This window comes from Phyllobacterium sp. UNC302MFCol5.2 (assembly GCF_000686005.1).
In the GTDB taxonomy this organism is placed as follows: domain Bacteria; phylum Pseudomonadota; class Alphaproteobacteria; order Rhizobiales; family Rhizobiaceae; genus Phyllobacterium; species Phyllobacterium pellucidum.
On record NZ_JMLL01000013.1, the window covers coordinates 187,440 to 200,247 of the forward strand.

The window sequence follows — 12,808 nt, forward strand, 5'->3', positions numbered from 1 at the left end:
CGCTTCTACGGCAGCGTGGCGAGCATCCAGTGAATGAAGGGATAAAGACATGAAAATTACCTGGCTTGGCCATTCGGCTTTCCGGCTCGAAACCACAAAGAACACGATTCTGATCGATCCGTTCCTGAACGGGAACCCCGGCGCCAAGGGCGTGGACATCAAGGAAGCGACCAAGGGCGTCGATCACATCATCCTGACGCATGGCCATGGCGATCACGTGGGCGACACGATCGCGCTGGCCAAGGAAACCGGTGCACTCGTCACTGGCAATGCCGACCTTGTGTCCTGGCTCTCTTCAAAAGGCGTCGCCCGGGTCGATCCTACCAATACGGGCGGTACCGTTTCCTATGACGGCTTCACCGTCACCTATGTCAACGCATTGCATTCGTCGGCGCAGTTGACCGAAGACGGCGTGTCGCATTCCCTCGGCAGCGCGAACGGCGTGGTGCTGCATTTCGATGCCGATCCGACGCTCTATCACATGGGCGATACCGATATCTTCTCGGACATGGCGCTGATCAACGAACTGCACAATCCGCAGATCGGCATTCTGCCGGTTGGCGACCGTTTCACCATGGGTGGTGCGGTGGCGGCCCTTGCTGCGCGGCGCTATTTCAAGTTCGAGCACGCCATTCCCTGTCATTACGGCTCGTTTCCCATAATCGACCAGACCCCGGAGAAATTCGTGGCCGGAATGGAAGGTGGTGAAACTAAAGTCGTAGTTCCGACAACGAATCAGCAATTTACCATTTGAATTGAAGTTGCTAGATCAACGCTGGCTCGTATCGACGCCTGGAGAAATGACGTGCGCAGACTGCTTTTTGCTTCCCTCTTGATGACATCGGCCTGGCCGGCATTCGCTCAAACCGTCGATGCGGATGGCGCGAAGGCGCTCGCCGATACGCTGGCGAAATATTTCGGCCGGTCCGCGATCGAGGGCAAGATCGTGAACGTTGCGCCCGCCGGGGATAACTACCGTATCACCTTGAGCCTGGCGGAGCTTTTCAAAGGAATGCCCAGTCGCGGCATTAATGGCGATTTTATTAGCTCTGACCTGCTCGCCCGGCCGCTGGCCGACGGAACGTGGAACATATCGACTGCAACCCCTCCTGATTGGATCGACACGTCAACGTTTACGGGGTCGACGTATTGGTCGGTCAAGAATGCCCAAATGAACGGTGTTTTTGACCCGAAACTCGGTACATTCAGCAAGTCCGATTTTTCCTACGATGGCATGAAGATGAGGGTGGCGGCCGGTACCCAAGCCGCCGACGTGACTGCCGGCCCGGTGAAAGGCCAATTGAACGGGATGGCAAATCCTGCCGGCGGCGTCGATATGGGTTATACTCAAACCACAGGTAACTTCGTCGAAACGATCTCGCTGAAATCCCCGCTTCCAGCGGCACCGGATGATGGCGCTGTTACGCCGGCGCCGACCCTTCCCGCACCGCCGTCGAAGGTGGTTTTCAGCAGCGGGGAAGTGACGTACTCAGCGGATGCCAAGGGCGCACGCAATCTCGAAATTCTGGACCTATGGGCTTATTTTGTCGCCCATTCCGACACGAAGACGCTGACCGACCCGCAGCAGGCGGAACTGAAGGGCAAGATCCTTGCGGTATTGCCGATCTGGGAGAAATTGACGGGGACATATCGGTTCGCTGGGCTCGATATCGATACGCCGCTCGGCAAATTCACAGCCAAGAACATCGTGCAGGAAGTGGATTTCGACGGTGTCGGCAAGGACGGTGGCTATCACGTTGCGCTTCGCACCAACGGCCTCACCTATCCACCCTTGCCCATACCCGATTGGGCCAAGCCGTTATTGCCAACCGATGTCGAACTTGCCTTTGGTGCGGAAAGCGTTGATCTGGACACGCTGGTGAAGGCCGCTGTTGCGGATATGGATTTGCGCCGCGACGAGCCGTTTTCCGATGCATTTGAATCAAATGCCGCTGCGGCCTTTGTGACCAATCCGCCCAAGGTGGTTATCGACAAGAGCATGGTTCGGACCGCCGAAAGTGAAATCACCGTGGAGGGCGAAGTATCCTTTGCCGGCATGAAGCCGACAAGCCGCACCACTTGGGAAATGGCCGGATTCGATGCCGCGCTCGATCGGCTGAACAACGCCGCCGAGCATGAGCCAGAGGTCAAGAATTACGTCGTCTTTGCCAAGCTTGCGAAGGATTTCGGCACGCAACTGCCGAACGGGCATATGCAGTGGATCGTCGATCAACAGGCGGATGGGTCGGTCAGCGTCAATGGCAATCCTGTCAAGGGACCCGATCCGGTCGCAACACCCGACGATGATGACGCGCTCGATGGAACGACGCTCGACGACAATATTATCGATCCGGATGCCGGGAGCGATAGCGATGACGCGAATGCTCCGAAGCAATAGGCCCGTTTCACTGCGTCTTGTCCGTTGCGCTCGGGCGCGACGGACACTATAGCTCTGGAAGAAAAACCCGAACTTTAGGAAGTCCCATGTCTGTCGACGTATCCACCGTCAAGCGCGTCGCGCATCTCGCCCGGATTGCCGTGAGCGAAGCCGATGTTGAGCGCATGACCGGTCAGCTGAACGCCATTCTCGGCTTCGTGGAACAACTTGACGAGGTTAACGTCGAAGGTGTCGAGCCGATGACGTCGGTAACGCCCATCGCGATGAAGAAGCGTCGCGACGAGGTCGATGACGGTGGCAAGGCTGCCGATATCGTCGCCAACGCGCCGATCCACGAGGAAAATTTCTTCGTCGTTCCGAAGGTCGTGGAGTAAGACCAATGGCCATCTCCATAGCCATCGAAACTCCATTGCAGGATGATGTAAGGTCGCTTGTTGCCGACCTTAATGCGCATCTGTTGCCGCTTTCTCCGGTCGAGTTCCAGTTCAAGATGACCGTTGAGGAAATGGCGGGCGCCGATACGACCGTTTTCGTCGCGCGCGATGAATCGGGCTTTGCCATCGGGTGCGGCGCGCTTAAAGAGCATGCAGACGGGCTTGGCGAGATCAAGCGCATGTTTACGCGGCCAACCGTTCGCGGCCAGCGCGTGGGATCGGCTTTGCTCGAGGCGATTACGGCCGTTGCGGTGGAAAGGGGCGTCACGCACCTCGTGCTTGAGACCGGCGTCGGGCCGGGCTTCGACGCGGCGTGGCGGCTCTACCAGCGCGCGGGGTTCACCCGTTGCGGCGTCGTGCTCGACTATCCGGATTCCGAACACAGTGCATTTTACGAGAAGCGGCTGGCGCTGACGCCGGCCCAATAGACAGGACCAGTCTCTGATATGACCGATTTGACCGCTCTCACCATTGCCGAGGCGCGCGACCAGTTGAAGGCGAAGGCGATCACCGCCACGGAACTCACTGGCGCCTATATTCAGGCGATCGAGAACGCGAACGATGCCCTGAACACCTATGTCGCTCAGACGCCGGAAAAGGCGCTGGAAATGGCCAAGGCATCGGACGCGCGGCTCGCGGCCGGGCAGGCTGGGGCGCTTGAAGGCATTCCGCTCGGCATCAAGGACCTGTTCGGCACCGAAGGCGTGCACACCCAAGCAGGTTCGCATATTCTCGACGGCTTCAAGCCGCACTATGAATCGACCGTCACGGCAAATCTCTGGTCCGACGGCGCCGTCATGCTCGGCAAGCTTAACATGGACGAGTTCGCCATGGGCTCGTCGAACGAGACCTCCTATTACGGCCCCGTAAAGAACCCGTGGCGCGCCAATGGCTCGAATCTGGACCTCGTACCGGGTGGATCGTCCGGCGGTTCGGCTGCTGCCGTTGCTGCCCATCTCTGCGCCGGCGCGACGGCGACCGATACCGGCGGTTCCATCCGCCAGCCCGCGGCCTTTACCGGCACCGTCGGCATCAAGCCGACCTATGGCCGCTGCTCGCGCTGGGGCATCGTTGCCTTCGCCTCGTCGCTGGACCAGGCTGGGCCGATCGCACGGGACGTGCGCGACGCTGCGATTCTGCTGAAGTCCATGGCTTCGGTCGATCCGAAGGACACGACTTCGGTCGATATCGCGGTTCCGGACTACGAAGCCGCCATCGGCAAGCCGCTCGCCGGCATCAAGATCGGCATTCCGAAGGAATACCGCGTCGAGGGCATGCCGGAGGAGATCGAAAAGCTCTGGCAACAGGGCATTGCCTGGCTGAAGGATGCAGGCGCTTCGATCGTCGACATATCCTTGCCGCACACGAAATATGCGCTCCCGGCGTACTACATCGTTGCGCCGGCGGAGGCATCGTCGAACCTCGCCCGTTATGACGGCGTACGCTACGGTCTGCGCGTGCCGGGCAAGGACATCGTCGATATGTACGAAAAGACGCGCGCCACCGGCTTCGGCGAAGAGGTGAAGCGCCGCGTAATGATTGGCACCTACGTGCTGTCGGCCGGCTATTACGACGCCTATTACCTGAAGGCGCAGAAGGTGCGCACGCTGATCAAGAAGGATTTCGAGGATGCCTTCCATGCGGGCGTCCATGCGATCCTGACGCCGGCTACGCCATCGGCGGCATTTGGCATCGCCGATCAGGACATGGCGGCCGATCCGGTGAAAATGTACCTCAACGACATCTTCACCGTCACGGTGAACATGGCCGGCCTGCCCGGCATCGCCATACCCGCGGGTCTCGATGCCAAGGGTCTGCCGCTTGGATTGCAGCTCATTGGGCGGCCGTTCGATGAGGAAACGCTCTTTCAGGCGGGCTACGTCATCGAGCAGGCAGCCGGAAAATTCACCGCTCCGAAATGGTGGTAATCAGGCGCGCAACAGAAGCCGACATCGCGGCAATTGCCGCAGTCGGCTCCCGCGCCTGGGCATCCAACATCTTCTCGTTCGAGCCTGAATTGCCGGGCATGCGTTCGCATGTCGAACGGGCGTTTCAGTCCTTTGCCGAAAGTTCCTATCAGCACGTGACGGTTGCCGAAGTCGATACAACCATCGTCGGATGGGGTGCTCGCGAAAAGGATAATGACTATATTTCCGACCTTTGGGTCGAACCTGCCGTTCAGGGGCAGGGCATTGGTTCGCAACTCCTGCGGGTTCTCAAGATGGCGATAGCAGATGCTGGATATGCGAAAGCCCGCATCAGCACGCATGCCCGCAATTCCGGTGCCATTCGGCTTTACCGGCGCGAAGGTTTCGCGATCATCGAACAGGGCCTTGAATGGTCGACCAGCCTTGAGCGCGAAATCGAGAAGGTGCACATGCTGGCGGAGCTTGGCTGATGTTCTTTGCCGCCTCGAAAATCTTCTGGTTCTTTGCGCAGCCGCTCAACTTCTCGATCTTGCTGGCGGGACTGGCGTTTCTGGCAATTCTCCTGTCTCGCAGGCGCCTCGCACTGGCAACGGCTGGCCTGTCGTTTCTTATTCTCGGCGTCGGCGCCTGGACATCGGTCGGCGCACTGATGATGCATCCGCTTGAAGACCGCTTCCAGCGCCCTGTGACCATGCCGGACAGGATCGACGGCATCATCGTCCTCGGCGGCGGCTTCGAGGCCGGAATTAATCTCGTCCGTGGCGGCTATGAGCTCAACGGCAGCGGCGATCGCTTCATCGAGGCGGCCATTCTCGCGCGGCGATTTCCAGAGGCGAAGGTGGTCGTCACCGGTGGTGCGGGTGACCTGATCCTCGACGGAGAAGCGGACGGCGTGACCGCGCCGCGCTTGCTGACTGCTCTTGGCGTCGCGCCCGAGCGCCTTCTGCTCGAATCCAAGTCGCGCAACACCTACGAGAATGCAATGTTCACCAAAGCCATGGTTGACGCGAAGCCCGACCAAACCTGGCTACTGGTTACATCGGCGTTTCATATGCCCCGTTCGATGGGCCTCTTTCGCAAAGCTGGCTTCAATGTCCTGCCGTGGCCGTCCGATTACCGGACTTCGGGCAAGGAGCACCTCGGCATCGCCCAGGACAATGCCCAGGATTCGCTGCAGAACCTCTCTATGGCGCTGCGCGAATGGATTGGTCTCGCTGTCTATCGGCTGACCGGACGTATCGACCAACTGGTTCCCTCGCCATGAAGGTGGACGTCCTTATCATCGGCGCCGGGGCTGCCGGCATGATGTGTGCCATTGAAGCGGGAAAACGTGGACGTTCAGTGCTGATCATCGATCACGCCGCTGCGCCCGGCGAGAAAATCCGGATATCGGGGGGTGGGCGCTGCAACTTCACCAATCTCAATGCCGCGCCGCAGAATTACATCAGCAAGAACCGCCACTTCTGCATATCGGCCCTGCGCCGGTACACGCAGCGGGATTTTATAGCCCTCGTCGATCGTCACGCCATTGCCTGGCATGAAAAGACGCTGGGACAGCTGTTCTGTGATGGCTCGTCCAGGCAGATCATCGACTTGCTCGTCACGGAAATGAAGCGTGCGGGCGTGGAAATGCGTCTACGCACAACGGCAAGTTCAATCGAACCGATCTCCGAAGGCTACAGTATCGACCTCGATGGGCAGAAGGTCAGGTGTGCATCGCTTGTTGTCGCTTGCGGCGGAAAATCCATTCCGAAAATGGGTGCGACTGGATTTGGCTACGATATCGCCCGCCAGTTCGGTATCCCTGTCACGGAGACCCGGCCGGCGCTGGTGCCGCTGACCTTCGACGAGAAGACGCTTGCACCGATCAAGCCCCTCTCTGGCGTTTCGGTCGATGCGGTGGTTACGCATGGACGCACCAGTTTTGCCGAGGCGATGCTCTTTACGCATCGCGGCCTCAGCGGCCCGGCGATCCTGCAGATTTCGTCTTTTTGGCGGGAAGGCGATACGATCTCTGTGGCGATGCTGCCTGGCACCAAGGTCTTCGAGGCCTTGCGCGGCGCGCGCTCGCGCAATGGCAAACAAGCCCTGCAGACTGCGCTGGCGGAGCTTCTGCCGAAGCGACTTGCGCAGCTTATTGCGGAAAACAGCAAGATCGATACGCACCTTGCCGACCTTTCGGACAAGCAACTCCTGGCCGTCGAAAAGGCCGTGAACGATTGGCAGGTCAAGCCGGCCGGCTCGGAAGGCTATCGCACGGCGGAGGTCACGCTCGGGGGCGTCGACACAGACCATCTCGACCAGAAAACGATGGAGGCAAAGTCGCACAGGGGACTTTATTTCATCGGTGAGGTTGTCGATGTAACCGGTTGGCTCGGCGGCTATAATTTCCAGTGGGCCTGGTCGTCAGGCTGGGCGGCGGGTCAGGTTGCATAAACCTGCATAAGCTGAAATTCTGATGATGACTATTTCGCCTGAGGGAGGCAATCATGACCATTCATGCAAGCTGCCATTGCGGCGCCATCAAATTCGAGGTCAGTGAAAAGCCGGCATCCGTAACCGCCTGCACGTGTACCTTCTGTACCAAGCGCGGGGCGCTGTGGGCCTATTACACGCCGGATCAGGTCAAGCTCTCGATAACGCCCGAAGCGGATGCCGTTTACTCGCGCAGAGGCTTCAGCAAACACCATCATTGCCTCGTATGCGGTTGCGGCACGTTCTCGGTACTGCCGACCTGGGTCGACTTAAAGCCGGATTTCGAACATCCGCGCACCAGCGTCAATGTTCGGCTGTTCGACGATTTCGATATCGCCTCGCTGCCGGTCAAAACGGTTGACGGGAGAAATCTCTGGTAAGTCGTTGCCTCCGGTCGAGAATCCTGCTTCCCTGACCCCGGGGCGATGTTTCAGTCAAACTGGGAGGCAGGCCATGTGGATCAATCTGACTGACGTTAATGGCGACCGCGTTACCGTAAATTTCAATCACGTTGTTTCATTCAATCCCTATGGTACCGGAACGCATATTGTAACGATCACGGCCGGGTTGACCTTCTTCGTCAAGGAAACTACTGACGAAATTCAGAAGAAGGTCGGAATTACCGCAAGCTGAACGGTTCCTGAACGACTTTGTCTGTAACGGCCAGCATCTTATCCTGACCGCCTTATCCCTGCATTTCCAGGCCCCTACGATCCCGTGAGCGCAATTTTATTACGCGTGGGGCCGCTTTTACGCAATGAACATCACGCTTATTCATCGGCGGGGAAACTATTCGCAATTTACTGGTTTTATTCAAATATAGGTCAAAATTCGATACAAAGAGTGATTTGTTAAATCGGTTTAGATCCCCTATTTGTATAGCATGTAGCGGACAAATGCGTCTGCTGAGGGAAGAGTACTCTGTTTGACGGAGTAGTTCGAAGTGGAGATGTTGCGGAATGATAACAATAACTAAAGACACATCATCATTGCCAGATACAAATGTACTGAAGATTGCAAACATTGCAAAAGCCAAGCCGACCATGATCAAGGCGACCAAGAAGTTGAGCCAGCCTGGCGAAAGCCGGACAATTTCGCAGATATTGCGCGAGTCCAGCGGCGGTTTTAGCTTCCGCCGTTAAGTTTCCTGCGCTTGCATAATTGGAAGAAGCACGATTACAGCGGAATATTATCGTGCTTCTTCCATGGATTTTCCAAATTCTTGTTGCGCAGCATGCGTAGCGCCCTTGCGACCCGCTTTCGCGTGGAATGGGGCATGATCACTTCATCGACATAACCGCGTTCCGCGGCAACGAATGGTGACAGGAACCTGTCTTCATAACGCTTCGTATGTGCGGCGATCTTCTCGGCGTCGCCGATATCCTTGCGATAGATGATCTCGACGGCGCCCTTGGCACCCATGACGGCGATCTGGGCTGAGGGCCAGGCGTAGTTGATGTCGCCGCGCAGGTGCTTCGACGCCATCACGTCATAGGCGCCGCCATAGGCCTTGCGCGTAATGATGGTGATCTTCGGGACAGTCGCCTCGGCATAAGCGAAGAGCAGCTTCGCCCCGTGCTTGATCAAGCCGCCATATTCCTGCGCGGTGCCGGGCAGGAACCCCGGCACATCAACGAATGTGACGATCGGGATATTGAAGCAGTCGCAAAAGCGCACGAACCGGGCCGCCTTACGTGAGGCATCGCTGTCGAGGACGCCAGCAAGCACCATGGGCTGATTGCCGACAATTCCCACAGTCCGGCCCTCGACGCGGCCAAAGCCGATGACGATATTCTTGGCGAAGCTTTCCTGAATCTCGAAGAAATCGGCTTCATCGACGGTTTTTCGGATCAGTTCCTTGATGTCATAGGGCTTGTTGGCATTGTCCGGGACCAGCCGGTCGAGCGAGTGGTCCGGCTCGTCGGTTGACTGGAAACATTCGATCTCGGGAAGCGTGGCCGTGTTCGAGGCAGGCAGGAAGTCGATCAGCCGGCGCATTTGCAAAAGCGCTACCACATCGTTGTCGTATGCGCCGTCGGCGATGGAGGATTTCGTCGTATGGATCGAAGCGCCGCCAAGCTGTTCGGCGGTCACGGTCTCGTTGGTAACGGTCTTCACCACATCCGGTCCCGTCACGAACATGTAGGACGTATCGCGCACCATGAAGATGAAATCGGTCATCGCCGGCGAATAGACATCGCCGCCCGCGCAGGGGCCCATGATCACCGAGATTTGGGGAATGACGCCGGACGCGAGCACATTGCGCTGGAAAATCTCGGCATAGCCGCCGAGCGCCGCGACGCCCTCCTGAATACGCGCGCCGCCCGCATCATAAAGGCCGACCACAGGGGCGCGGGTGCGCAGCGCCATATCCTGGATTTTCTGCACTTTCTCCGCGTGAGCCTCGGAAAGCGAACCGCCGAATACAGTGAAGTCCTTGGCAAAGACGAAGACCGTCCGGCCGTTGATGGTTCCCCAACCGGTGACGACGCCATCACCCGCAAATTTGGTTTCTTCCATGCCGAAATCGGTCGAGCGATGCTCGACGAACATGTCGAATTCTTCGAACGACCCTTCGTCAAGAAAGATGTCGATGCGCTCGCGCGCCGTCAGCTTGCCACGTTTGTGCTGCGCTTCGATCCGTGCCGCACCGCCACCCTCCCGGGCAATTTTCCTGCGGCGTTCAAGCTCGATCAGCACGTCCTTCATGGCATCCTCCTCACTTTCTTCGATCTGATATCAGGTGAGGAGGGTGCTTGGAAGCTGTTTGTATTTGCGGCACTATCGCGCCGCGGAACGCCCGGAACATCGTGCGCTCCATTGGCCTGACGCATTGACTGCTCAGGACTTTGAAAGTCCCGGCTTACCAGACGCCGGTATTCGGCATAGAGGCCCAGGGCTCCTGCTTGGGAAGGTCGGGGCCCTTCTGAATGATTTCGATCGAGATGCCGTCGGGCGAGCGCACGAATGCCATATGCCCGTCGCGCGGCGGCCGGTTGATCACGACACCCTCGTCGGCGAGCTTCTGGCAGGTCTCGTAGATATTGTCGACGACGTAGGCAAGGTGGCCGAAATTGCGCCCGCCGGCGTATTCCTCAGGGTCCCAATTATAGGTGAGTTCGAGTTCAGGCGCGCGTTCGGCGGCCGATCGTCCCTTGTCTTCCGGTGCGGCGAGAAAGATCAAGGTATAGCGTCCCTTCTCGTTTTCCATGCGGCGAACTTCCTCAAGTCCGAACTTGTTGCAGTAGAAATCCAGCGATTCATCGATATCGCGGACACGGACCATGGTGTGAAGATAACGCATCTTTAGCCTCGGACTTTCTTTCAGGTGGATCGGATGGGCGCTGCAACCATACTCGTAACTTTGGTTGAGGGCCGGGGATGTTTCGTAACACTTACTATTTAGCTCGACAAATTTGTGGCGGTTCGAGCAAGGGTTGTAGATAATGCTCAACAGTTTTGCCTGTGGTTTTCAGTAAAAACAGGCAGATCATACTTGCTCTCTGGCCGCGGTCAGGTGCTATTCTTGAAGAAGAGAATCAGTGGTTTCTTGCAGGAGAGGAGGGGCTCGCTTCATGTCTGACAGACCAGTATCAGCCCGGCAATCCCAAGATAGTGAAAGTTTGAGTGACGGATTGGACCTTATCGAGGTTTCGGGCGCGATAAAGTGGTTTGATGTTGCCAAGGGCTACGGCTTCATTGTTCCCGATAATAGCGAGCTTCCAGACATACTCCTTCATGTGACCTGCCTGCGTCGCGACGGTTTCCAGACCGCGCTCGAAGGCGCCCGCGTCGTTTGCGAAGTCAAGCAGGGCGAGCGCGGCATGCAGTGCTTTCACGTCAAATCCATGGATAACTCAACCGCGGTCCACCCGACGGAATTGCCGCCGGTCCGCACGCATGTGACGGTGACGCCATCGAGCGGGCTCGAGCGCGTTCTCGTCAAGTGGTTCAACCGCACCAAGGGCTTCGGATTCCTGACCCGCGGCGAAGGAACCGAAGACATCTTCATTCACATGGAAACGCTGCGCCACTTTGGCCTGACCGAACTGCGGCCGGGGCAGGTGGTTCTGATCCGCTTCGGCCATGGCGAGAAGGGCCTGATGGCTTCCGAGATTCACCCGGATATCGGCACGCAGTTGCCTGCTTCCCACTGACGCCAGCCATGTCGCGCCCGGCATCGTTTCTCGTCAGCCTGCTTTTTCTCGTATTTGCAGTCCTTCCGGCCCTTGCCCTCGATCAGGGGTCGATGCACCTTCCAATCGACGCCAAGCCGCTGACGATCAATACGGCGCGCGGTGACGTGCCGTTTCGTGTCGAAGTTGCCGATACGGACGAGGAGCGCGAGCGCGGCCTGATGTTCCGCACGGATCTTAAGGACGACAGCGCCATGCTCTTCGTCTTCGACGAATCCCAGCTCGTTACAATGTGGATGGAAAACACGCCGTCTGCGCTCGACATGCTGTTTCTCGACGCCAATGGTCGTATCTCGGCAATCCGCGAACATGCGGTGCCTTTTTCGCGTGACATCATATCTTCGGGCGGCCCGGTTCGCTTTGTCGTTGAGGTGAAAGCCGGTACCGTAAAGCGCCTCGGCTTGACAATTGGGGACAAGGTGCGGCATCCCGCTATAAATGCCATAGGTCATTGACGGACCCAGCCGATGCAATTCTTCGAAAATGACGGACTGAAGCTCGCTTTTCTGGACGAGGGCGAGGGTGAACCGATCCTGCTTATTCATGGCTTTGCTTCATCCTCCTTCTACAATTGGGTGCAGCCCGGCTGGATCCAGACCCTCACTGCAGCGGGCTACCGGGCGATTGCCATCGATAATCGCGGCCACGGCAATTCCGACAAGCCGCACGACCGGTCGCTTTATACCCCCACCTTGATGGCAGGCGACGCCGCAGCGCTGCTCGACCATCTCGATATTCCGCAAGCCCATGTCATGGGCTATTCGATGGGCGCGCGCATCAGCGCCTTTCTGGCGCTCAATCATCCGGAACGCGTCCATGACCTGATCTTCGGGGGACTTGGCATTGGCATGGTCGAGGGTGCGGGCGACTGGTCGCCCATTGCGGAAGCACTTTTGGCCGACGATCCAGATTCCGTCAGCCATCCGCGCGGCAAAATGTTCCGCATGTTCGCCGACAAGACCCAGAGCGACAAGGTCGCGCTGGCTGCCTGCGTGATCACCTCCAAGGAGGAAATCAGCGAAGCGAACATGGCGCGGATAACGCAGCCGACGCTCGTGGGTGTCGGGACCAAGGATGATATCGGCGGGGACCCGCATCGCCTCGCGGCGCTCATGCCCCGGGGCGAAGCCATCGATATACCGAACCGCGACCATATGCTCGCTGTCGGCGACAAGGTCTTCAAGCAGGCGGTCATCGAATTTCTCAAACGGAATCCTCTGTAATCTCCAGGCTTGCAAACCGGAACCCTCAGGATCACTGATCGTTTCTTGCGAGAGCGCCCCGTATGGAGTATGGGAACGCCATCATTTTGAGGATTGTCGGTTCAGTCAAATCGATCAAGGCTTCAATTTTTCTTGGTCGCTGGGTCTGGAAATT

Annotated in this window: 16 protein-coding genes; 14 read left to right on the forward strand and 2 right to left on the reverse strand. The window is 58.0% G+C overall.

The genetic code is table 11. The features are described 5' to 3' along the window. Positions 1 to 49 precede the first annotated feature (49 nt). The 11 genes from BR48_RS0117595 (at position 50) to BR48_RS26335 (ending at position 8,377) form a co-directional block, all read left to right on the forward strand. A complete protein-coding gene (locus BR48_RS0117595; RefSeq protein ID WP_027232511.1) occupies positions 50 to 754 on the forward strand; it encodes a metal-dependent hydrolase in 705 nt (234 codons plus the stop codon). A 51-nt stretch (positions 755 to 805) separates the two neighbouring features. Further along, entirely contained in the window at positions 806 to 2,398 is a 1,593-nt protein-coding gene (locus tag BR48_RS0117600) for a hypothetical protein (RefSeq protein ID WP_027232512.1), read from the forward strand. An 86-nt stretch (positions 2,399 to 2,484) separates the two neighbouring features. Next, positions 2,485 to 2,772 (forward strand): Asp-tRNA(Asn)/Glu-tRNA(Gln) amidotransferase subunit GatC, encoded by a 288-nt coding sequence (gatC, locus tag BR48_RS0117605; RefSeq protein WP_027232513.1) that lies wholly within the window; start codon positions 2,485 to 2,487, stop codon positions 2,770 to 2,772. 5 nt (positions 2,773 to 2,777) lie between these two features. Continuing rightward, positions 2,778 to 3,260: a GNAT family N-acetyltransferase gene (locus tag BR48_RS0117610; RefSeq protein ID WP_027232514.1), complete on the forward strand. Its 483-nt coding sequence runs from the start codon at positions 2,778 to 2,780 to the stop codon at positions 3,258 to 3,260. 18 nt (positions 3,261 to 3,278) lie between these two features. Beyond that, positions 3,279 to 4,760, forward strand: coding sequence for an Asp-tRNA(Asn)/Glu-tRNA(Gln) amidotransferase subunit GatA (gatA, locus tag BR48_RS0117615; protein WP_027232515.1), 1,482 nt, complete (start codon positions 3,279 to 3,281; stop codon positions 4,758 to 4,760). Then, complete coding sequence (locus tag BR48_RS0117620; RefSeq protein ID WP_027232516.1) at positions 4,751 to 5,230, forward strand: GNAT family N-acetyltransferase; 480 nt, start codon at positions 4,751 to 4,753, stop codon at positions 5,228 to 5,230. The genes gatA and BR48_RS0117620 overlap by 10 nt, the downstream gene beginning before the upstream one ends. Next, on the forward strand, positions 5,230 to 6,024 hold the full coding sequence (locus tag BR48_RS0117625) for a YdcF family protein (RefSeq protein ID WP_027232517.1): 795 nt from the start codon (positions 5,230 to 5,232) through the stop codon (positions 6,022 to 6,024). Before BR48_RS0117620 ends, BR48_RS0117625 begins: the two co-directional genes overlap by 1 nt. After that, entirely contained in the window at positions 6,021 to 7,196 is a 1,176-nt protein-coding gene (locus tag BR48_RS0117630; protein ID WP_027232518.1) for an NAD(P)/FAD-dependent oxidoreductase, read from the forward strand. Before BR48_RS0117625 ends, BR48_RS0117630 begins: the two co-directional genes overlap by 4 nt. Positions 7,197 to 7,249: 53 nt before the next feature. Further along, positions 7,250 to 7,615 (forward strand): GFA family protein, encoded by a 366-nt coding sequence (locus BR48_RS0117635; protein WP_027232519.1) that lies wholly within the window; start codon positions 7,250 to 7,252, stop codon positions 7,613 to 7,615. Between the two features lie 73 nt (positions 7,616 to 7,688). After that, complete coding sequence (locus BR48_RS0117640) at positions 7,689 to 7,868, forward strand: hypothetical protein (protein WP_027232520.1); 180 nt, start codon at positions 7,689 to 7,691, stop codon at positions 7,866 to 7,868. A 326-nt stretch (positions 7,869 to 8,194) separates the two neighbouring features. Continuing rightward, entirely contained in the window at positions 8,195 to 8,377 is a 183-nt protein-coding gene (locus tag BR48_RS26335) for a hypothetical protein (RefSeq protein WP_155810917.1), read from the forward strand. A 34-nt stretch (positions 8,378 to 8,411) separates the two neighbouring features. Here BR48_RS26335 and BR48_RS0117650 read toward each other — a convergent pair whose 3' ends face one another. Together BR48_RS0117650 and BR48_RS0117655 are read right to left on the reverse strand one after the other, a co-directional pair. Then, positions 8,412 to 9,944 (reverse strand): acyl-CoA carboxylase subunit beta, encoded by a 1,533-nt coding sequence (locus BR48_RS0117650; protein ID WP_027232521.1) that lies wholly within the window; start codon positions 9,942 to 9,944, stop codon positions 8,412 to 8,414. A 154-nt stretch (positions 9,945 to 10,098) separates the two neighbouring features. Then, positions 10,099 to 10,539 carry a VOC family protein gene (locus BR48_RS0117655; protein ID WP_027232522.1) on the reverse strand — a complete coding sequence of 147 codons (441 nt, stop codon included), beginning with the start codon at positions 10,537 to 10,539 and terminating at the stop codon, positions 10,099 to 10,101. 271 nt (positions 10,540 to 10,810) lie between these two features. Here BR48_RS0117655 and BR48_RS0117660 point away from each other — a divergent pair, with 271 nt between their 5' ends. The 3 genes from BR48_RS0117660 to BR48_RS0117670 are packed head-to-tail and all read left to right on the forward strand — an operon-like array spanning position 10,811 to position 12,654. Continuing rightward, complete coding sequence (locus tag BR48_RS0117660) at positions 10,811 to 11,392, forward strand: cold-shock protein (RefSeq protein WP_027232523.1); 582 nt, start codon at positions 10,811 to 10,813, stop codon at positions 11,390 to 11,392. Between the two features lie 8 nt (positions 11,393 to 11,400). Then, positions 11,401 to 11,886 (forward strand): DUF192 domain-containing protein, encoded by a 486-nt coding sequence (locus BR48_RS24880; RefSeq protein WP_036814809.1) that lies wholly within the window; start codon positions 11,401 to 11,403, stop codon positions 11,884 to 11,886. Between the two features lie 12 nt (positions 11,887 to 11,898). Then, positions 11,899 to 12,654: an alpha/beta hydrolase gene (locus BR48_RS0117670; protein WP_027232524.1), complete on the forward strand. Its 756-nt coding sequence runs from the start codon at positions 11,899 to 11,901 to the stop codon at positions 12,652 to 12,654. Positions 12,655 to 12,808 lie beyond the last annotated feature (154 nt).

Bases quoted from the DNA above. Each gene is read 5' to 3' on its own strand.
- BR48_RS0117595 (WP_027232511.1), top strand. From the start codon at position 50: ATGAAAATTACCTGGCTTGGCCATTCGGCTTTCCGGCTCGAAACCACA.
- gatC (WP_027232513.1), top strand. From the start codon at position 2,485: ATGTCTGTCGACGTATCCACCGTCAAGCGCGTCGCGCATCTCGCCCGG.
- BR48_RS0117610 (WP_027232514.1), top strand. From the start codon at position 2,778: ATGGCCATCTCCATAGCCATCGAAACTCCATTGCAGGATGATGTAAGG.
- gatA (WP_027232515.1), top strand. From the start codon at position 3,279: ATGACCGATTTGACCGCTCTCACCATTGCCGAGGCGCGCGACCAGTTG.
- BR48_RS0117620 (WP_027232516.1), top strand. From the start codon at position 4,751: ATGGTGGTAATCAGGCGCGCAACAGAAGCCGACATCGCGGCAATTGCC.
- BR48_RS0117625 (WP_027232517.1), top strand. From the start codon at position 5,230: ATGTTCTTTGCCGCCTCGAAAATCTTCTGGTTCTTTGCGCAGCCGCTC.
- BR48_RS0117630 (WP_027232518.1), top strand. From the start codon at position 6,021: ATGAAGGTGGACGTCCTTATCATCGGCGCCGGGGCTGCCGGCATGATG.
- BR48_RS0117635 (WP_027232519.1), top strand. From the start codon at position 7,250: ATGACCATTCATGCAAGCTGCCATTGCGGCGCCATCAAATTCGAGGTC.
- BR48_RS0117640 (WP_027232520.1), top strand. From the start codon at position 7,689: ATGTGGATCAATCTGACTGACGTTAATGGCGACCGCGTTACCGTAAAT.
- BR48_RS26335 (WP_155810917.1), top strand. From the start codon at position 8,195: ATGATAACAATAACTAAAGACACATCATCATTGCCAGATACAAATGTA.
- BR48_RS0117650 (WP_027232521.1), bottom strand. From the start codon at position 9,944: ATGAAGGACGTGCTGATCGAGCTTGAACGCCGCAGGAAAATTGCCCGG.
- BR48_RS0117655 (WP_027232522.1), bottom strand. From the start codon at position 10,539: ATGCGTTATCTTCACACCATGGTCCGTGTCCGCGATATCGATGAATCG.
- BR48_RS0117660 (WP_027232523.1), top strand. From the start codon at position 10,811: ATGTCTGACAGACCAGTATCAGCCCGGCAATCCCAAGATAGTGAAAGT.
- BR48_RS24880 (WP_036814809.1), top strand. From the start codon at position 11,401: ATGTCGCGCCCGGCATCGTTTCTCGTCAGCCTGCTTTTTCTCGTATTT.
- BR48_RS0117670 (WP_027232524.1), top strand. From the start codon at position 11,899: ATGCAATTCTTCGAAAATGACGGACTGAAGCTCGCTTTTCTGGACGAG.